The 20661-nt window shown below is 40.4% G+C and carries 20 protein-coding genes and 1 riboswitch; all 20 genes read left to right on the top strand.

What is annotated here, in order from left to right:
- Nucleotides 1-62 precede the first annotated feature (62 nt).
- The gene (rnr, locus tag CS931_RS01135) at nt 63-2264 is read left to right on the top strand and encodes a ribonuclease R (RefSeq protein WP_159459708.1); all 2202 of its coding nucleotides are present in this window, start codon (nt 63-65) and stop codon (nt 2262-2264) included.
- Nucleotides 2265-2333: 69 nt separating this feature from the next.
- On the top strand, nt 2334-2507 hold the full coding sequence (locus CS931_RS01140) for a pro-sigmaK processing inhibitor BofA family protein (protein ID WP_159459709.1): 174 nt from the start codon (nt 2334-2336) through the stop codon (nt 2505-2507).
- Nucleotides 2508-2532: 25 nt separating this feature from the next.
- Nucleotides 2533-3654 (top strand): N-acetylglucosamine-6-phosphate deacetylase, encoded by a 1122-nt coding sequence (gene nagA, locus CS931_RS01145; protein WP_099203927.1) that lies wholly within the window; start codon nt 2533-2535, stop codon nt 3652-3654.
- Nucleotides 3655-3771: 117 nt separating this feature from the next.
- Nucleotides 3772-4779: an aspartate--ammonia ligase gene (gene asnA / locus CS931_RS01150; RefSeq protein ID WP_099203928.1), complete on the top strand. Its 1008-nt coding sequence runs from the start codon at nt 3772-3774 to the stop codon at nt 4777-4779.
- A gap of 86 nt (nt 4780-4865) precedes the next feature.
- Nucleotides 4866-5066 carry a hypothetical protein gene (locus CS931_RS01155; protein ID WP_099203929.1) on the top strand — a complete coding sequence of 67 codons (201 nt, stop codon included), beginning with the start codon at nt 4866-4868 and terminating at the stop codon, nt 5064-5066.
- A 137-nt stretch (nt 5067-5203) separates the two neighbouring features.
- Nucleotides 5204-5301, top strand: a riboswitch (SAM riboswitch).
- A 105-nt stretch (nt 5302-5406) separates the two neighbouring features.
- Nucleotides 5407-6579, top strand: a complete 1173-nt coding sequence (metK, locus tag CS931_RS01160) for a methionine adenosyltransferase (protein WP_099203930.1) — start codon at nt 5407-5409, stop codon at nt 6577-6579.
- Between the two features lie 102 nt (nt 6580-6681).
- A complete protein-coding gene (locus CS931_RS01165) occupies nt 6682-7224 on the top strand; it encodes an ECF transporter S component (protein ID WP_099203931.1) in 543 nt (180 codons plus the stop codon).
- Nucleotides 7225-7296: 72 nt separating this feature from the next.
- Nucleotides 7297-8181 carry a M15 family metallopeptidase gene (locus CS931_RS01170; RefSeq protein ID WP_099203932.1) on the top strand — a complete coding sequence of 295 codons (885 nt, stop codon included), beginning with the start codon at nt 7297-7299 and terminating at the stop codon, nt 8179-8181.
- A 180-nt stretch (nt 8182-8361) separates the two neighbouring features.
- Nucleotides 8362-8706 carry a 50S ribosomal protein L19 gene (gene rplS / locus CS931_RS01175; RefSeq protein WP_099203933.1) on the top strand — a complete coding sequence of 115 codons (345 nt, stop codon included), beginning with the start codon at nt 8362-8364 and terminating at the stop codon, nt 8704-8706.
- 67 nt (nt 8707-8773) lie between these two features.
- On the top strand, nt 8774-9346 hold the full coding sequence (gene lepB, locus CS931_RS01180) for a signal peptidase I (protein ID WP_099203934.1): 573 nt from the start codon (nt 8774-8776) through the stop codon (nt 9344-9346).
- Nucleotides 9347-9367: 21 nt separating this feature from the next.
- On the top strand, nt 9368-10237 hold the full coding sequence (gene ylqF, locus CS931_RS01185) for a ribosome biogenesis GTPase YlqF (protein WP_370738181.1): 870 nt from the start codon (nt 9368-9370) through the stop codon (nt 10235-10237).
- Complete coding sequence (gene rnhB, locus CS931_RS01190; protein ID WP_099203936.1) at nt 10227-10844, top strand: ribonuclease HII; 618 nt, start codon at nt 10227-10229, stop codon at nt 10842-10844. The genes ylqF and rnhB overlap by 11 nt, the downstream gene beginning before the upstream one ends.
- Entirely contained in the window at nt 10819-11190 is a 372-nt protein-coding gene (locus CS931_RS01195) for a YraN family protein (protein WP_099203937.1), read from the top strand. Before rnhB ends, CS931_RS01195 begins: the two co-directional genes overlap by 26 nt.
- Before the next feature lie 10 nt (nt 11191-11200).
- Nucleotides 11201-12139 (top strand): dipeptidase, encoded by a 939-nt coding sequence (locus CS931_RS01200; RefSeq protein WP_159459710.1) that lies wholly within the window; start codon nt 11201-11203, stop codon nt 12137-12139.
- A 62-nt stretch (nt 12140-12201) separates the two neighbouring features.
- Nucleotides 12202-13716 (top strand): threonine synthase, encoded by a 1515-nt coding sequence (gene thrC, locus CS931_RS01205; protein WP_099203939.1) that lies wholly within the window; start codon nt 12202-12204, stop codon nt 13714-13716.
- Nucleotides 13713-14402, top strand: coding sequence for a metallophosphoesterase (locus CS931_RS01210; RefSeq protein WP_099203940.1), 690 nt, complete (start codon nt 13713-13715; stop codon nt 14400-14402). Before thrC ends, CS931_RS01210 begins: the two co-directional genes overlap by 4 nt.
- 124 nt (nt 14403-14526) lie before the next feature.
- The gene (gene tig / locus CS931_RS01215) at nt 14527-15849 is read left to right on the top strand and encodes a trigger factor (protein WP_099203941.1); all 1323 of its coding nucleotides are present in this window, start codon (nt 14527-14529) and stop codon (nt 15847-15849) included.
- 146 nt (nt 15850-15995) lie between these two features.
- Complete coding sequence (gene clpP / locus CS931_RS01220; RefSeq protein ID WP_099204569.1) at nt 15996-16568, top strand: ATP-dependent Clp endopeptidase proteolytic subunit ClpP; 573 nt, start codon at nt 15996-15998, stop codon at nt 16566-16568.
- Nucleotides 16569-16600: 32 nt separating this feature from the next.
- Nucleotides 16601-17902, top strand: coding sequence for an ATP-dependent Clp protease ATP-binding subunit ClpX (gene clpX / locus CS931_RS01225; protein WP_099203942.1), 1302 nt, complete (start codon nt 16601-16603; stop codon nt 17900-17902).
- 72 nt (nt 17903-17974) lie between these two features.
- Nucleotides 17975-20410 carry an endopeptidase La gene (gene lon, locus CS931_RS01230; protein WP_099203943.1) on the top strand — a complete coding sequence of 812 codons (2436 nt, stop codon included), beginning with the start codon at nt 17975-17977 and terminating at the stop codon, nt 20408-20410.
- The last annotated feature ends 251 nt before the right edge of the window (nt 20411-20661 follow it).

Genomic DNA, 20661 nt, shown 5'->3' on the forward strand with positions numbered 1-20661 from the left:
ATTGCGTTTAAACTCACAAAAGCGTAAACAGGGAAGCGTGAGACGAAAGGACAACTATACATTTGAATAACAAGAAAAAGAACCCAAGAACAGAAGCGGGCAAGAGAAACTCCTCTTATGCAAAAAAAAGAAAACCGAAACCATTTAATAGCGCAGAGAAACTTTCTCGTGACGAAAAAAGAATAGTCGATTGCCTGAAAAAACATGGAGATAAGGAAATTGCCTCTCGTAGCCTTCTTAGAGAAACGGGCATGAAAGATAAGGCTGTTTTTTACGAAACGCTTCGTCAATTGCAAAATAAGGGAAAACTGGAAGTCGACACCAAGCATAAGGTGAAATATCTGCCGTTTGGCAAGGGCGTTAGTGCTGAATTGGTTTCGCTCTCTGCTAAATTTGGTTTTGCAAAACCTGATGACGGCGGTGCGGATATATTTATTCCGGGCAGCGCACTCAAAGGTGCTTTTCCGGGCGATAAAATTTTGCTGACAGATGTTGCTATGCAGGAACGGGGACCCGACGGCAAAGTAAAAGCGGTTGTAGAACATCGTGATGTGCCCATGACAGGTACGTTAAAAATAACGGAAGACGGTACTTTTATTGCACCCGATGCTTCAGTGCGTTTTGATTTGGAAGTGAATGCTCACGACGTGCAAAATGCAAAGCATGGCGACAAAGTAGTGTTTAAACCCGTTCAAGATTACCGTGGAGACTGGAGAACGGCAAAAGTTGATTCTGTTTTGGGTAGTGGTGACAGTGCCAAAATTTGTTCCGATGCCATTATTATTCAGCAAGGTATTCCTAATGTCTTTCCTGATGAAGTGTTAAGCGAAGCAAAAATTGCGGCTGCCAGAGAAATCACGGCAGATGATATCGAAAAACGACTAGACTTGCGCGACGAAATGATTCTTACCATTGATGGGGCAGATGCCAAAGATTTAGACGATGCTATTTCTGTAAAGAAAACGGAGATAGGCTTTGAACTAGGCGTGCATATCGCAGATGTTTCCCATTATATCAAAGAACACACAGCATTAGATGAGGAAGCTTTTACCAGAGGAACTTCTGTCTATTTTGCAGACAGGGTCATTCCCATGTTGCCCGTTGATATTTCTAACGGCATTTGTTCTCTGAATGCACACACGGACAAGCTGACTTTCTCGGCCATTATGTCTTTTGACAAGCATGGCGAGCTGGTTGATTATGATTTCAAGAAAACAATTATTAACTCGAAGGTTCGAGGCGTATACAGCGAAGTAAACGATATTTTTGCTGGGAATGCCACGGCAGAGCTTCTCGAAAAATATAAGCCGGCAGAAGAATCTTTACGCAACGCAAAAGAGCTTTCTGATATTCTCATCGAGAACGAGAAACGCCGTGGAACAATGGAAATTGTGAGCAGCGAGCTTAAATTTAAGTTAGATGAAAACGGTGTTTGTGTCGATATTCTGCCACGCAAAACAGGCGAAGCAGAGCAAATGATTGAACAGCTCATGGTGTCTGCCAATATGGCAGCAGCTAAGTTTGCACAAAAGCATGAGTTGCCGTTCTTATATCGAATCCACGAAAAACCACAGTTGGAAAAGCTGAATAGCTTGATTGAAATTTTGGACAGGCTCTTGGTTCCTTGTGCTGAAATCAAGACCAATAAACCGCAAACAGGCGATTTTGCCAAGATTTTGGAGAGAGTTAAGGGCAGCACAAAAGAAGAACTAGTTTCTCAGCGTGTTTTGCGTACGATGGAAAAGGCAAAGTATGCAGCAGAGGAGCTAGGTCACTTTGGTTTGGCGCTGAAAGATTACAGCCACTTTACTTCTCCGATTCGCCGTTATCCTGACCTTTCGATTCATCGTATTTTGTCGGCTTATCTTTCCGGTATGCCGGTGGCAAAGATCCAAAAACGTTATACGAAGTTTGCGGAAGAATCGGCCTCAAATTCTACCAGAAATGAGATTCGTGCTGTTATGGGCGAGCGAGCTGCTGAAGATTGCTATGTGGCAGAATATATGAAAGCGCATATTGGCGAAAAGCATGTTGGTATTATTAGTGGTGCGACCGCCAGAGGCTTGTTCGTTCGTCTCAAAAACGGTGCAGAAGGATTTGTCAGTATGGAACTATTTGATGGCGATTATGATTTTGACGGAGCAATCTCTCACGTTAATCGAACAACAGGCAAAGCATTGACTGTTGGAGAAGAGCTGGCTATTGTCGTCGCCTCCAGTGATGTTGCATCAGGACGTGTAGACTTTACGCCGAATCAAGAATAACAAAGGACAAAGCTTCATATGTATAATCAAAGCAGAAAAAGGTATGCCTGCTTTGATGAGGAGGAGCATATGAAAAATTTGATTTTGTCCGCTATATTTGGGTTAACAGCCTTACTGTTAGTCAATCTAGTCAGCGTGTATACGGGAGTAGAACTGGTGGTCAGCAAATTGAGCTTACTTGTAGCAGCCATTCTAGGTATTCCGGGTGTCATTACGATGCTGATGATGAATATCGTATTATAAAAAGAAGTAAAAATGGAGGGGAATTATGAAATTAATCAATGCTCATCTTTTGAATGAAAACTTTGTGTTTTCTAAAGCAGATATTGAAATTGACGGCGGAAGAATTAAACAGATTAGTGAAAAGATATCATTCGCTCCTGAGGAAACCGTAATTGATTGCACAGGCTATCGTATTGTACCTGGTTTTGTAGATGTACATATCCATGGCTGTGCCGGAACAGACACGATGGATGCTACCCGTGAATCTTTGCAGAACATGGCAAAATATCTTATCACAAAAGGAGTTACTTCTTTTTGTCCGACAACGATGACAGCAAGCAAAGAAGAAATCATCACAGCGGTTAAAAATGTAAATGACTGCATGGTGAACCCCTGCGAAGGAGCAGCGGTTGTCGGTGTAAATATGGAAGGCCCGTTTATTGCCGAAAAGCGTAAAGGTGCTCAGAAAGCAGATTATATTATTCGTCCTGATTTTGCTTTCTTTAAAGACGTATACGACCAATTTGAAGGTGTCATTAAACTGGTGGATGTAGCACCTGAGGAAGATAAAGACGGCGAGTTCATTCGTCAGGCAAAAGAGCTGTGCACCGTTTCACTGGCACATACTACAGCAGACTATGCACTCACAAAGCAAGCAATTGATTATGGAGTCAGCCACATTACGCATTTATACAATGCAATGGCAGGCTTTTCGCACCGTGAACCCGGTGTGGTAGGGGCAGTTTTTGAAGATGAGAGAGTTCGTGCAGAGGTTATTTGCGACGGTCATCACATTCATCCGTCAGTACTGCGAACGACTTTCCGCATTCTTGGCGACAGGGCACTTGTAGTGAGTGATTCTATGCGTGCAGCTGGACTGCCTGAAGGCGAAAAATATGATTTGGGCGGACAAGGCGTTACGGTCCGAAATGGACTGGCTACGTTAGATGACGGAACAATTGCCGGTTCTGTTACCAACTTGCATGAAGAAATTCGAAATCTTGTCAAATTTGGCATTCCATTAGAACAGGCCATTAAAGCGGCAACGCTAATCCCTGCCAAAGCGATAGGGTTAGATAACGAGATTGGCAGCCTTTCAGTTGGCAAAAAAGCTGATTTGGTTATGTTAGACGAGAATTTAGAAATTGTAGCGGTTTACCACGAATAAATTTAGTGATGCCGATTTCTAATAAAGTTTGTTGTTATAAGACTAAGCTTCATTTGATGTCGGTGTTACTTCTGTAAATAGCTAAAAGAATGGGAAAATATTTGAGGGGGAACAGTAATGAGCAATACCCTAATACCAGAGGGCTATAAGTCGGTTTTGAATTTGTATGAAACACAGGTGGCAATTGGTTGTCTGCGGAATCACTTTCAAAAGAAATTGTCCAAAAATTTGAATCTAAAACGTGTGTCTGCGCCACTTTTTGTTGATCCGTTGACAGGACTCAACGATGATTTAAACGGCATTGAGCGTGCTGTTAGTTTTGATATTAAAGAAACCGGCACAAATGCACAAGTTGTACATTCTTTGGCAAAGTGGAAGCGAATGGCACTGTATCGCTACAAGTTTTCTGAGGGAGAAGGCTTGTATACAGATATGAATGCAATTCGCCGTGACGAAGAAATGTCTAATCTTCATTCTATTTATGTTGACCAGTGGGATTGGGAAAAAGTGCTGCCGCAAGGTAAGCGTAATGTGGCGTACTTAAAAGAAACCGTGCAGTCCATTATCAATGCATTTTGTGACACAGCAGAAGAACTGCAAACATTGTTTCCGAAATTGGTAGCTGATTTTAAGCGAAAGGTGACTTTTGTGACAGCACAAGAGCTAGAGGATTTGTATCCAGAAGCTACCAGTAAAGAGCGTGAGAACAAAATCACAGAAAAATATAAAACCGTGTTTATTTTGGGAATTGGCGACGTCATGAAATCTGGCCAAAAGCATGATGGACGAGCTCCCGACTATGATGACTGGTCGATGAACGGTGATATTTTGCTTTGGAGCGACGTGCTTGGCAGAGCGATTGAGCTCTCTTCTATGGGTATTCGTGTTAGCCCTGAATCACTAGATTCACAGTTGACTAAAGCCGGCTGTGATGACAGACGAGAATTGCTGTTTCATAAAATGCTGTTGGCGGGTGAATTGCCTCTCACAATGGGAGGCGGTATCGGTCAATCTCGCGCCTGTATGCTACTGCTGAAAAAAGCTCATGTCGGCGAAGTACAGACGTCTATTTGGGATGAAGATACGTTGGCTGTCTGTGAAAAAGCAGGTGTCGTGCTTTTGTAAAAATTATGTTTATCTTGAAAAATTACAAAAAATTGGCTGATTAATCACCCTCAAATTGCAGAAGATAAATTTGGGGGTGATTTTAAATGTTTCCGTATTTTTTAGGTGGAGCTTTAAATAATAGTTCTCTGACACCACTAGTGCCGTTTGCTTTTGCAGATAGTGATTTCTTCAACAATCGAGGAATGTCAGATGAAGTAAGAGCTGCTATTGAAGAACGAAAAGATGAGATTCACTCAGAAGAAGACTTGCACCGCATTGCGCACGAAGTCACGCAAAAAAGATAAGCAAAAGGCAAACAGAAAACCTGACTGAAAAAGTCAGGTTTTTGTCTGATTCGATAAAGCTCACTAAATTTCGTAAAAATCATTGACAAGCGGATGAGCACAGAATATAATAAAATACGTAATTTAAAACAGAATATTCCTTATCAAGAGTGGCGGAGGGACAGGCCCTGTGATGCCCGGCAACCTATATTTATTATAAGGTGCCAAATCCTGCGGTTAATCCGAAAGATGAGGCAAGTGAAATCCCTCTCTTTATGAGAGGGATTTTTAAATATCTCTAAGTTCGACTCTTGTTTAACCAATCTGTTTTAAAAAGAATAATGATTGATGGAGGTACAAAATGAAATTTTTTACATCTGAGTCTGTCACTGAAGGACATCCAGATAAGCTTTGTGACCAAATTTCTGATGCCATTTTAGATGCGATTTTAATACAGGACCCGAATGCCCATGTAGCTTGTGAAACCACCACAACAACAGGTTTAGTTCATATCATGGGCGAAATATCCACCAATTGTTATGTGGATATTCCTGCAGTGGTACGTGAAGTCGTAAAAGATATTGGCTATAATAAACCTGAATATGGCTTTGACGGCAATTCTTGCGCTGTTTTAACTTCAATTGATAATCAATCGCCTGATATTGCGATGGGTGTGAATCAATCGTTTGAAGCCAAAAACGGTGAGACAGATGAAAACAGTTTGATTGGTGCTGGTGACCAGGGAATGATGTTCGGCTATGCTTGTGATGAAACACCGGAGTTAATGCCCCTTGCCATTTCACTGTCTCACAAATTGGCTAAAAGACTGACAGAAGTGCGCAAAAATGGTACGCTTTCCTATTTACGTCCCGATGGCAAAACACAGATTACTGTGGAGTATGACGGTGATGAAATCAAGCGAGTGGAAGCGATTGTTATTTCAAGCCAGCATGATGAAGACATCAAGCTAGCTGATTTGCGCGAAGATTTAATCCATCATGTTATCGAGCCAATTGTTCCTGCACATTACATTGATGAAAATACGAAGATTTATATCAATCCAACAGGACGATTTGTTATCGGCGGACCAGTGGGAGACAGTGGTTTGACAGGACGTAAAATCATTGTGGACACCTACGGTGGATACGGACGTCATGGCGGCGGTGCTTTCTCCGGAAAAGACCCAACCAAGGTAGACCGTTCTGCAGCTTATGCAGCCAGAAAAGTAGCCAAAAATATTGTAGCGGCAAAACTCGCCAAGAAGTGTGAAGTTGAGCTTGCTTATGCAATTGGAGTAGCGACCCCAGTTTCTATTATGGTCGATACTTTTGGAACAGGAACCGTGTCAGATGAAGTTTTGTCAGAGGCCGTGACGAAAGCCTTTGATTTGCGACCCACTGCCATTATTAAGGAATTGGACTTGCGCCGTCCGATCTACCGCCAGTTGGCAGCTTATGGACATATGGGGCGTGAAGATTTAGATGTAAATTGGGAAAAGACCGATAAGATAGATGCAATTCGAAATGCTCTGTAAAAGGATAAAGAAGCCGGCAGTGTTGGTCGGCTTTCTTTATCTAGCACAATTAATGTCTTTTCTAAAGGGTAGTGCAACATAAATGTTAAAAGGGGTAAATACATGAAGCAAAAAACTTTTACTTACAAATTAGTTTTGGCGGCCGTTTGTTTAGCTTTGGCCATGATTCTGCCTATGTTCATTGGTAGAATTCCGAGTATCGGCCGTGCACTTTCACCGATGCATTTGCCGGTATTGCTATGCGGCTTTTTGGCAGGACCAATTTTGGGAGGCGTTGTGGGGGTGCTGGCACCGCTTTTAAATAGTGTCTTAACAGGAGCACCTCCACTTTTTCCTATGGCCATTTCTATGGCATTTGAATTAGCTGGTTATGGTATCTTGAGTGGCCTTTTCTATTATGTCATCTTTAAAAAGCACAAGGACTTTGTCAGAATTTTTGCAAGCTTGATTTTGGCGATGCTGTTTGGCAGAATCATTTGGGGTATTGCCATGCTGCTTCTATTGGGACTCAGCGGTGCAGGGCAATTTACTTGGGCAGCTTTTCTTTCAGGTGCTTTCATAGGAGCGGTGCCAGCCATAATTTCACAGGTTATTTTAGTGCCGGTGATTGTACTTGCCTTAAAAAAAGCAAAAATTATGGAATGATAGGCAATTTCTCTTTATTTTTTGCATAAAAAGAGGTATAATAGTCACAACACATCATGGCGGTGAACAGGATTGAGAAGAAAAAAATCGGCAGTTATTTTAAAAAATAAAGAATTAGGACATTTTATCAGCAAGAAAAGACTTTTCATTAAAGGCTCTAAGCTTAGTGAAAGAAAAATGAGACGTGCTGAAGTGATTCTACGAACGCTTATTGGAATAGGCTTTGTGCTTGTTTTAATTGCTGTTTTTGTTTTTATTTTCGTGTTCTTGATTCCCTATTTGCAGTCAAAAGTTTCGAACACACCTGAAGAAACTGTTTCGGACGCCCAATCGGTTGTGTCTTTTGAACCGCAAGCATCTTATGATAATATGGGATTGCCGATTTTAAGCAATGAAATCAATCTTCGTCTAATCAATTGGGAGAACCCTTCTGATGAAAGATTTAAACCCAAAGTACAGAAAGTTAGCGGTGTGGAAGTAGATGCCGACATGGCGACAGCCCTTAAAACCATGCTAGAGGCAGCCAAAAATGCAGGCTACCTAATTGAACTTTCTGATGGTTATGTGTCTTATGAAATGCAGCAAGAACGGTATGACGCCAAGGTGAGTGAACTGATGGAGCAAGAAGGGCAGTCTTTGGTCATGGCCAAAACTAACGCAAAGAAGTCAGTACCTTTAGCAGGGCAGAGTGATTTTCAAACTGGCTTATGTGTGAAACTAAAGGCAGATATAGAAACTTTTGCCGATTCACAGACCTATGAATGGCTTGAAAAACATATGCATGAATACGGTTTTATCTTTCGCTTTCCCGATAATAGCAGAGAAAACCATACAACGCATACCGGTTTAACAGCGGATAACACGGTCATTCGCTATGTAGGACAAGAAAATGCTAAATTTATTCATACTTCAGGCATGTGCTTAGAAGAATATGTAGATTATCTGGCAAATCGTTGACAAATGCAGAAAAAATACTTGCAAAACAAAGCGAGTTATGATAGTATTGTAAAGTATTTGAAGTCCGCAGGTTTCTCGCATGCTGCCTGTGGGAGTCAAAGTGCTTTTCAGCACCGAGAAGCGGACAGTCCACTGCCAAATGGCAAGAATGTCTGATTAAAATTTTGGAGGATTTATCAAATGGATGCTATGAAATTAATTTCACAAGACTCTTTAAAATCAGAGTTGCCTACTTTTTCTGTAGGAGACACAGTAAGAGTCAGCGTAAATATTCGCGAAGGCGAAAGAGAAAGAGTTCAGCTTTTTGAAGGCACTGTCATTGCTCGCAAAGGCAGCGGTGTTAGCGAAACATTCACAGTACGTCGCGTTTCTTATGGCGTAGGTGTGGAAAGAGTTTTCCCAATTCACTCACCGAATATTAAGGGTGTTGATGTGATTCGTCACGGCCGTGTTCGCAGAGCAAAACTTTATTATCTTCGTGATAGAGTGGGTAAAGCTGCTAAGGTTAAAGAAAAGATTAGATAAGAGATTATTTAAAAGGGACATTACAGTCCCTTTTTTGCTATGTAAATTCGTTTGAGCAGGTGATGAGATGAAATACGCCAGTAAAGGGAATAAGCGAAAAAAGGTGAGTCTTTTCTTCTTTGATGTGGCGGATGTTCTTGTTAGTTCTATCGTAATTGTCGCCATTGTCTTTACTTTCTTGTTCCGTGTTATCACGGTCGATGGCCCCTCAATGACACCTAACTATGTGGATGGAGGGAAGGTCCTTGTCAGCAGTTGGACAACATCACCCAAACTGGGAGATGTTGTGATTATTACAGATGTGCTAGAAGCGGGTCCGATAATCAAAAGAGTGATTGCAACAGAAGGACAAACAGTAGATTTTGACACAGTGACTAAAAGTGTTGTGGTAGATGGCGTGCAGATAGATGATAGTCAGTTCGGTGTTGAAAGCGGCATTACCGAAGTGATATGGCAGAACTATGAGATGTTGAATTTTCCGCAGGTTGTGCCAAAAGGCTATGTATTTGTGTTAGGTGACAATAGGATTTTTTCTAAAGATAGCCGTTTTGCCGAAATCGGTATGATTGACAAAAGAAAAATTCTAGGAAAAGCGCTTGTAAATATATACCCGTTCAAAACATTTGGCGCAGCAAAATAAGGAGTGAAGAAATTGGCAGAAATGCAGTCTATTCAGTGGTTTCCCGGGCACATGGCAAAGACGCGCCGAAAAATCACAGAGGATTTAAAACTAGTAGATGTTGTAGCAGAAATTGTAGACGCAAGAATTCCCTACAGTAGTGCCAACCCTGTGCTGCGAAATATTGTGAAAAATAAGCCGAAAATCATTTTACTTAATAAAAGTGATGTGGCTGACAGCAAAGAAACGCAGAAATGGATTAATAAATATAAAGAGAAATCAGAAATTGCGATTCCCATTGATTGTAAAACAGGTAGAGGCTTGCCTCAATTTAAAGCGGCTATTCGAGAAGCTTTAAAAGATCAAATTGCTGTTTGGGATAGCAAAGGTATGATTGGGCGACCGATTCGTATTATGGTGTTAGGCATTCCTAATGTCGGTAAATCATCGCTGATTAACAAGCTGATTAAAGGAGCCAAAGGTAAGGCCGAAGTGCAAGATAAACCAGGTGTTACTAGACAAAACCGTTGGTTTACCGTAGAAAAAGGGCTTGAGCTTTTAGATACACCTGGCGTATTGTGGCCGAAATTCGAAGATCAGACGGTGGGAGAAAAACTGGCTTTTACAGGAGCAGTAAAAGATCAGGTCATGGATATTGAACTTCTGGCATATCGTTTATTGGAAAATCTCATGCAGCATTATCCGTCAGCTGTGCGAACCAGATATAAATTGGATGATACTGTGAACGAGAAATCAGCTGGGCATGAAATTTTGGAGCAGATTGGCCGCAAAAGAGGAATGCTTATTTCGGGCGGCGAAATCGATTTGGAACGAGCATCTATTATGGTTGTAGATGAGTTTAGAGCTGGAAAATTAGGAAAAATCACCTTGGAGCGAGCTGATGAATTTTGAATTTGAACAGGCTGCTTATGCAAAAGGTTATCAGGCTGTTTGCGGTATAGACGAAGTAGGCAGAGGCCCGCTGATTGGGCCTGTATGTGCAGCGGCGGTTATTTTGAACCCTGAAGATGAAATTAAAGGGTTGAATGATTCTAAAAAGTTGACTGAAAAAAAGAGAGAAATACTTTTTGATATCATTATGGAACGTGCTTTAGCCGTAGGAATCGGTTTTGCTTCCTCAGAAGAAATTGATGAAATTAATATATTACAGGCAACTTTTTTGGCGATGAAAAGAGCTTGTGAAAGTTTGCCGCAGAAAGCTGATTTTGCTTTGGTTGATGGTAACAAATTTCCGTCCCAATTAGGTATTCAGGGTGAAGCCATTGTAAAAGGTGACGGCAAGTCTCCCAGTATTGCAGCTGCTTCCATTATCGCCAAAGTCAGCCGTGATAGGCTGATGGTTGAATTGGACAGAGAATATCCGCAATATGGATTTGCAGCTCATAAAGGATATCCAACGGCAGCCCATTATCGTGCTTTGGACGAATTTGGTGAAATAGAAGGTTACCGCAAAACCTTTTTAAGGAAATATTATGCGAAAAGGAAAAGTACCGAATAACAGTAGCGGCGTTGTAGGAGAATTGGTTGCGGCAAAAGAATTGCAGGCACATGGTTTTGAAATACTTTGTCGTAATTATCATACCCGTTTTGGAGAAATTGACATAATCGTTAAAGACAGCCTATATATTATATTTGTAGAGGTGAAAACACGAGAAACCGGCTCTCTTTCACACCCGTTTGAGGCTATTACATCAGCAAAACAAAAGAAGATTATTTTGGCAGCGCAAGATTATTTGCAAAACAATCCGTCTAATCTTCAGCCACGTTTTGATGCCATTGCAGTCATAACGGAAAAGGGAAAAGTAGAAAGTGTGACACATCTGGAAAATGCATTTATGGCATAGGAGGATTGTGATGAAGTATTTTGATTTACATTGTGATACCATTGTAGAGTGTGCAAAACAGCAAAAAGGTCTCCGCGCAAATGATTTGCATATTGACATAGAGAGAGGGAAAACACTGGAACAATATGTCCAGTGCTTTGCTGTGTTTATACAGGATACGATTCCGGAAGAAGAGGCTTTTCTTTTCTTTGAACAAAAGGCTCTATTGCTTCGGCAGGAATGCAAAAAAAACAAGAAAAATATAAGGCTCTGCCATGAAGCCGGAGATTTAGCGAAAGCAAGAAAATCAGGTAAAATGGGAGCTGTTTTGACAATCGAAAACGGTTCAGCACTGTCGGGCAATTTAGAGAATCTTGACCGCATGGCGAAGCTGGGCGTTAAAATGATAACCCTCACTTGGAATGGTGACAATAAAATTGGAACAGGAGCGGCTACTGATACTAAAAAAGGAATTACTCCTTTTGGTATATTGGCACTCAAAAAAATGGAACGATTGGGCATTGTAGCGGATATTTCACATGCCAGTGATTATTTATTTGAAGATGTAGCGGCCCTTTCACAGAAACCCATTGTGGCCTCCCATTCAAATTCTCGAAAAGTTTTCCAGCATCGGCGCAATCTGACAGATGAGCAGTTCGAAGTAATTTGCCGCAAAAAAGGCTTAGTAGGACTGAACTTTTATAAAGAGTTTTTACGAAGCGAAGCAGATGAAGCTGATATGGAAGATATTTTGCGTCATGCAGAGCATTTTCTCTCACTGGGTGGAGAAGATGTTGTGGCAATGGGCAGCGACTTTGACGGCGCGGATATGCCAAAAGGGATAAAAGGTATCGAATCAGTTGGTGAATTATATAACTTGTTCCTGCAAAAAAACTATAAAGAATCTTTGGTAAGAAAAATATTCTTTGAAAATGCAGAAAGCTTCTTTATTCGCAATAATTTACTTTGACATATGCAGTTGCTGCGTGTAAAATACTAGTATATGTGATTTTGTTTCATGGAGGAAATGCGATGTTTTATAAAAGTACCAGAAATCCTGCTTTACGCTTGAAAGCATCTGAAGCCATTGCGCAAGGATTGTCTGACGAGGGTGGCTTATTTGTACCCATGAATCTGCCGAATGTCAAAGCAAATTTTGCAGATTGGGTTAATTTGAGTTATCAGGAATTGGCAGAAGAAATATTTGGGATTTTTTTGGATGATTTCACGCAAGCAGAAATACATGATTGCGTCAGTCAGGCGTATACTGCAGAGAAATTTGGTGGTAAAACCCCTGTGAAAATTGTACCTTTGGGTTCAAAAGATGACCATAAATGGATATTAGAGTTGTGGCATGGCCCGACCTGTGCCTTTAAAGATATGGCCTTACAGATTTTGCCAAGATTTTTAACGGTGGCACAATCTAAGAGCGGAGACGACAAAGAAGCCGTTATCTTGGTAGCAACTTCTGGTGATACAGGAAAAGCAGCGTTAGAGGGATTTAAAGATGTTTCTAGTACTTCCATAGTTGTGTTTTATCCGGACGGCGGCGTGAGCCAAGTGCAGAAAAAGCAAATGGCAACGCAAGAGGGTGAAAACGTTACAGTTTGTGCAGTGAAAGGCAACTTTGATGACACGCAAACTGGGGTTAAACTCATTTTTAATAACCCTGAAATGAAGGATTTCTTGGAGAAGAAAAATTGCTTCTTTTCTAGTGCAAACTCAATTAACTGGGGTAGACTGCTACCGCAGGTGGTGTATTATTTCTATACTTATTTTGAACTTTATCGCAAAGGCGCTATTTCTGATATGAATCAAGAGGTTAATATTGCAGTGCCGACAGGCAATTTTGGCAATATTTTGGCGGCTTTTTATGCGAATCAGATGGGGCTACCGGTTAAAAAGTTTATTTGTGCTTCTAATGCCAACAATGTGTTAACTGATTTTATCAGCACAGGAGTTTATAATCGAAACAGAGATTTTTACACAACAACTTCCCCCTCTATGGACATTTTGGTTTCCAGTAATCTAGAACGTTTACTGTATTCGCTTTCCGGTGAAAACAGCGAAAAACTGACAGAATGGATGGATGCGCTGCGTACAGCAGGGAATTATACAGTGGATGGGCATACTTTCAAAGAGGTATCTTCTAAATTTTATGGCGGTTTCTGTACGGATGAAGAAACGGCATCAATCATTAAAAATACCTTTGAAACCAAGGATTATTTAGCAGATACTCACACAGCAGTTGCAATTGGTGTCTATGATCGTTATGCTGAGGAAACAGGAGATTCTACACCTGTTATTATTGCGTCAACTGCCAGCCCTTATAAATTTTCTGAAAGCGTTTTGCCGGCACTGGGCAATCAAGAAAATATGGACGAATTTGCTAAGATTAAGAAGTTAGAAGAAATTTCGGGTGTGGCAGCTCCGACCCAAATTAAAGAGTTAGAAAAGCTGTCAGAACGTTTTAATACGGTAATTGACAAAGAAAATATGCCTGACTTTGTTTGTGAAACAGTCACGGCAAAAAAAGGTACTGTATGAGCTTGTATGTAATTGCAGACCTACATCTTTCTTTTGGTGTGGACAAGCCCATGGATGTGTTTCCTGGCTGGTCTGATTACACCGAAAGATTAGAAAAGAACTGGCGGGCCGTAGTGTCGGAGAACGACACCGTGGTGATTGCAGGTGATATTTCGTGGGGCATGAAACTGGAAGAAACATTAGCTGACTTTCAGTATATTCATTCTTTGCCCGGTAAAAAGATTTTGCTTAAAGGCAACCATGATTATTGGTGGTCAACTAAAAGTAAAATTGCTAAATTCTTGGCTGAGAACGGCATGGACGATATTGAAGTGCTGCAAAACAATGCTTTTGCAGTAGAAGATAAAGTGGTGTGCGGTACGAGAGGCTGGCTTTATAATGCAGAAACACCCGAGGATGTCAAGATTTTGAATCGGGAAGTTGGCAGACTTTTGCTGTCCTTAAATGAAGCTAAGAAATTTAATTTGCAACCCGTCGTATTCTTGCACTATCCGCCTCTGTATGATTCCATGGAGAGTAAGGCAATCTTAGATATTTTACTTGAATATGGTATAAAAGATTGCTATTTTGGACATATCCATGGCAAATATGCAGCCAAAAAAGCACCTACAGGGGAATATAAAGGAATTCGCATGCATTTAATTGCTTGCGATTATGTCGATTTTTGTCCAGTTTTGGTTCGCTAAATTGAAAACAGCAGAAGAAGCGTTCATTAACAAAATATTCACATGAAAAACTGGAATTATTAACAGGTGTATGATATAATAACCTGATAAATCTTTTAGTATGATAATTGAGAGGGATAGAATCATGAATTTAACAGCAAAAAATAGCACTGAGACAAACAAATTTGAATTGGATTTTTCCGTTTCGGCAGAAAAGTTTAACGAAGCGATTCAGCAAGTTTATAAAGTTGAGGGCAAAAAAATAGCGATTGATGGCTTTAGAAAAGGCAAAGCACCACTTGCTTTTATTGAAAAATATTATGGCGAGAATGTTTTCTTTGAAGGTGCCATTGACAAACTATATCGTGACATCGTAACAACAGCAATTGAGCAGTCTGAATTAGATGTTGTGGCTGTTTCTGCTTTCAATATCGAAGAAATGAGCAAAAAAGACGGTGTAAAATGTAAGCTTACCGTTGTCATCAAACCTGAAATTGAGATTAAAGACTACAAAGGCATTGAAGTAACCAAAGATACTGTTTCTGTTACAGAAAAAGAGGTTGATGCTGAAGTTGAAAAAATCAGAGAAAGAAATGCAAGGACGATTGAAGTCACAGATAGAGCTACAAAAGATGGCGATATTGCGGTAATCGACTTTGAAGGCTTTTTGGAGGACAAACCTTTTGACGGCGGAAAAGGCGAGAATCACGAATTAACTCTTGGTTCAGGACAATTTATCCCTGGCTTTGAAGAGCAAGTAGTGGGACATGTTATCGGTGATGAATTTGATGTAAATGTATCTTTCCCAGAAGATTATCAAGCTGAAGATTTAAAAGGCAAAGCAGTTGTCTTTAAAGTAAAACTACATGAAATCAAGGCAAAAGAACTGCCTGAAGTAGATGATGAGTTCGTAAAAGATGTCAGCGAATTTGATACGGTAAAAGATTATCGTGCTGACTTGAAAGCTCATTTGAAAGAGCACAAACAAGAGCATGCCGACAGCGATGCTGAAAATCAACTTGTTGATGCAATCATTGCAAAGGTAAAAGGCGAAATTCCTGATGAAATGTATGAAAACGAAGTAGATGAGATTATCAACTCTTTTGCTTATCGTTTGCAGTCACAGGGCCTTAACATGGAAACCTACATGCAGTATACCGGCATGACCATGGAAGAAATGCGCAAAACCTACCGTGCTCAGGCTGAGAATCAGGTTAAAATTCGTTTGGCTCTGGAGAAAATCGCTTCTATTGAAGGCATTACTGCTTCTGACGAAGAAATCGAAAAAGAATTTGCTGAGCTTGCCAAGAACTATAACATGGAAGCTGCTCAGGTTAAAGGGATGATTCGTCCGGAAGATTTAGCCAAAGATGTTGTGAACAAGAAGACAATTGACTTTGTCAAAGAAAATGCTGATATTAAAACAGCAAAAAAAACCAGCAAGAAAGAAAAAGCTAAAGAAGAATAATTTTGATAAATATTTTCGGCAGTGTGTTTAAAATGCTGCCAGAACAACCATAATTTCTTTATGCGTTCAATTTTGCTGATAATTTACGAGATTGAATCGTATCTATAAAGATACGAAGATTTTCGAAAGGGTGAAGTAAAATGAATATGAGTTTAGTACCTTACGTAATTGAACAAACAAACCGCGGCGAGCGTTCTTATGATATATTTTCACGGCTATTAAATGACCGTATTATCATTTTGAACGAAGAAGTAAACAATGCTTCAGCCGGTGTTATCGTAGCACAGCTCCTATATCTTTGGGGTCAAGATCCTGATAAAGATATTTCTCTTTATATCAACAGCCCTGGTGGTGTCATTACAGACGGAATGGCTATTTATGACACGATGAATCACATCTCTTGCGATGTTTCTACTATTTGCTTGGGTATGGCTGCCAGCATGGGTTCTTTCTTGCTTACAGCTGGAGCAAAAGGCAAGCGTTATGCATTGCCAAACTCTGAAATTATGATTCATCAGCCGAGCGGTGGTGCAAGAGGCCAGGCTAGCGATATCAGCATTCACGCTAAGCACATTTTGAGAACAAAACAGAAATTGAATGAGATTCTTTCTGAGAAAACCGGTCAACCGATTGATGTGATTGAACGCGACACAGACCGTGATAATTTTATGACGGCACAAGAAGCGCTTGATTACGGGTTAATTGACAAAATTCTGTAAGAAAGAGAACTCATGAAAGGGGAGAGTGAGTCATGCACGGAGAGAATGAAATGTCCTGTTCTTTTTGCGGAAAACCACATTCAATGGCCAATCGGCTGATTGCGGGTGATGGAGTTTACATTTGTGACGCTTGCGTCAAACTCTGTATGTCAATTATTGAAGATGAAACCGCATTGGCAAAAGAAACAAAAAATTCTGATCAAAAAGATGTTGGCATGCTTTTGCCCAAACCTCATGAGCTAAAAAAACGATTAGACGATTATGTCATTGGACAGGATAAAGCAAAAATTGCGCTTTCGGTTGCAGTTTATAACCACTATAAGCGTATCTATTTTGAGAATGATGAAATAGAACTTTCAAAAAGCAACGTTTTGCTTTTGGGTCCAACTGGTGTAGGAAAAACGTATTTGGCACAGACCTTGGCAAAGCTGCTAAATGTGCCGTTTGCCATTGCAGACGCCACCACACTGACAGAGGCTGGCTATGTCGGTGAAGATGTAGAGAACATTCTTCTTCGCTTGATTCAAGCGGCCGACTATGATATCGAGCGTGCTGAACGCGGCATCATTTATATTGATGAAATCGACAAGATTACGAGAAAATCGGAGAATCAATCGATTACTCGTGATGTCAGTGGTGAAGGCGTGCAACAGGCTTTACTAAAGATTTTGGAAGGGACGATTGCAAATGTCCCCCCAAAAGGTGGACGTAAGCATCCTCAACAGGATTCAATTCCAATTGATACCACGAATATTCTTTTCATCTGCGGCGGTGCCTTTGATGGATTAGAGAAAATGGTTCAAACTAGATTGAACTCAAGTACATTGGGATTTGGCGCAGACATTAAAAGCAAACATGAGATTGATAAAATCGACTGGATGAAAGATGTTACGCCTCACGATTTAGTCAAATATGGTTTGATTCCTGAATTAATCGGACGTATTCCGATTATCACTTCTCTTTCTAATTTGGATGAAAGTGCTTTGACTCAGATTTTAACTGAGCCTAAGAATTCGCTTATTAGCCAATACAAGCATTTGTTCTCATTAGATAAAGTTGATTTGGAATTTGATCCAGAAGCACTAACTGCTATTTCGCAGAAGACGTTAGAACGCAAGACAGGAGCAAGAGGATTGCGCTCTGTTTTAGAAGAATTGCTCATGCCTTTGATGTATGAAGTGCCAAGCAATTATGCCATTGAAAAAATTAGAGTAACAGAGGATATGGTAAAGAGTATCGGAGAAGCGCAGATTGAATATAATCATGATCGCAAACCGGTTAAGATAAAAATTACGCAGCCGAAACGACGAGCCCATAACGACTCTGTTTCTTGATTGAATAAGTACAGACACAAGACTGTTGTTGGTTCATCTAACACAGTCTTGCTCTGATTTTAGGAGTACATAATGTTAAAAGACGACATAAAACTACAAAATATTGAACAAGCCATGCCGGTTCTGGCTATGAGAGGTCTTGTCTTTTTTCCCGGAATGATGTTGCAGTTTGATGTAGCCAGAACCAAATCAATTGAGGCCGTGAATGCAGCAGCAGACGGAGAGCGTTTGATTTTTTTGGCAGCACAGACAGACCTTTCAGACGATGAACCGCAGTCAAAAGATATCTATAGCATGGGTGTTATTGCTAAAATTCATCAAGTAGTCAGGAATCAGCCCGAAGGTATCAAGCTTCATGTAGAAGGCATTGCTAGGGCAGAGATGATTTCTATTTTGACAGAAGAGCCTTTTATCCATGCAAATGTGCTTGAAATTCCCACGGCGGCTTATCGTAAAAGCCGAAAAACAGAAGCGATGAATCGAATTATCTATGAGAAATTCGAAGAATATGTACGTCTGTTCAAGCGCCTGTCACCAGATGTTTTTCTAGGTGTTGTGCAAGAAACAGATTGCGGTAAACTTGCTGATTATATTACAATGAATATAGGCGTTTCTTTTGATAAGAAACAATTTATTTTAGATGAAGTGCATCCTGTCAAGCGATTGGAAAAGTTGATTAAATTACTATCTGCTGAAATTGAAATTTTAAAAATCGAAAGTGATATCCACAAAAGAACACAGACCCAAATCGATGAAAATCAACGTGATTACTATTTAAAAGAACAGATGCGTGCCATTCAATATGAACTAGGTGAGGATGATAATCCTTTGCAAGAGGCAGAACTGCTGAAAAAGCAGATTGAAGCACTAGGATTAGAACCAGTACATCAAGAAAAGCTTATTAAAGAATGCGAAAAACTGGAGAGAATGTCCTATGCCTCACAAGAAGCCAGTGTAATTCGTGTCTATTTGGATACTTGTCTGGCGCTGCCTTGGAATAAGTCATCAAAAGAGAAAATTGATTTGCCAAGAGCGCAGAAAATATTAGATCGTGACCACTATGGAATGACAAAAGTCAAAGAGCGCTTTTTGGAAATTTTGGCGGTTCGCAAACTGGCACCAGAACAAAACGCACAAATCATTTGTCTGGTTGGCCCTCCGGGTGTGGGAAAAACTTCCATTGCCAAATCAGTAGCACAGGCGCTGGGACGTCAATATGTTCGTGTTTCGCTTGGTGGTGTAAGCGACGAGGCAGAGATTATGGGACACCGCAAGACCTATGTTGGTTCTATGCCGGGACGTATCATCAATGCTTTGAAGCAAGCAAAAACAAATAATCCTCTGATTTTATTAGATGAAATTGATAAATTGGGGACGCATTTTAGAGGTGACCCTGCTTCTGCTCTTTTAGAAGTGCTTGATCCAGAGCAGAATCGGGAGTTTACAGATCGCTATATGGAGATTCCGTTTAATTTGCAGAATGTGTTGTTTATTACGACAGCGAATGACGCTTCGTCGATTCCCGGACCGCTCTATGACAGAATGGATGTTATTCCACTTACAAGCTATACGTTAGATGAGAAATTCAATATTGCAACCAAACATCTTATCAGAAAGCAGCTGAAAAATCATGGGTTGAAAGCAACTCAGCTTAAGTTTCAAAAACAAGCTGTTTATGATTTGATAGATGGGTATACCAGAGAAGCCGGTGTTCGTAGCCTAGAAAGAAATATTGCGTCCATTTGTCGCAAAGTTGCTAAAAAAATCGTTATGGACACGCATGTCAAGAGCTTTACAGTCACCTCTGACAATTTGGAAGAATTGCTGGGTCCTAAAAGATTTTGCAAAGATAATTCGTTTGATACAAATACAGTAGGACTAGTGAATGGTCTTGCATGGACGAGTGTTGGCGGAGAAATGTTGCCGATTGAAGTGGCTGTTATGAAGGGTAAAGGTAAGATTCAATTGACAGGCTCACTTGGAAATGTCATGAAAGAATCTGCCAGTGCTGCTATTACATGTATTCGTACAAGAGCTGATAAATTGGGGATTCAAGCCGACTTCCATGAGAAATATGACATTCACTTGCACGCACCGGAAGGGGCTGTGCCAAAGGATGGCCCATCTGCCGGTATTGCGATGGCAACATCTATTACCTCAGCACTATTGAATATTCCGGTTAAACATACAATGGCGATGACAGGGGAAATTACTTTACAAGGTCGAGTACTGCCGATTGGCGGATTGAAAGAAAAATCGATGGCAGCTTATAAAAACGGCATTAAAACGGTTATTATTCCCTGGGACAACCAACCTGATTTAGCGGAGATAGATGCAGTAGTTAAAGAAAATGTTGAGTTTGTACCGGTTAAAATGATTGACACGGTATTGGAGCTAGCTTTAGAAAAATCTGCTTTCAAGAAAGAAAAGAAAGGGAAAGTTCTCCTTGATAAGCCAATAGACAAGTCTAGGTTGAGAACAGAGAAACCCTCAGAAATGCTGCAGTAAGAAATGAGTTTATAATAGTTTTGCACTTTTAGGGTAAAACTGAAAATGAGAATAAAGAAGAATTCGCTGAGAACCAAGAGTGTAAAGTGGAGCACATTTAAGTTCAGCTTACTGTAACACTTGGTTTTCAGTGAGATTTTTCTATAAATTACATTTTTAGTGACCTCTTGGTTTATGACACGTAACCTTTCATAAAGTCGAAACTCATACAATTTTATAACGCAGTCAAGTAGTTTTGATTTAAGGGAGGA

Source organism: Scatolibacter rhodanostii, from assembly GCF_900197595.1.
GTDB classification, from domain to species: domain Bacteria; phylum Bacillota; class Clostridia; order Oscillospirales; family Acutalibacteraceae; genus Scatolibacter; species Scatolibacter rhodanostii.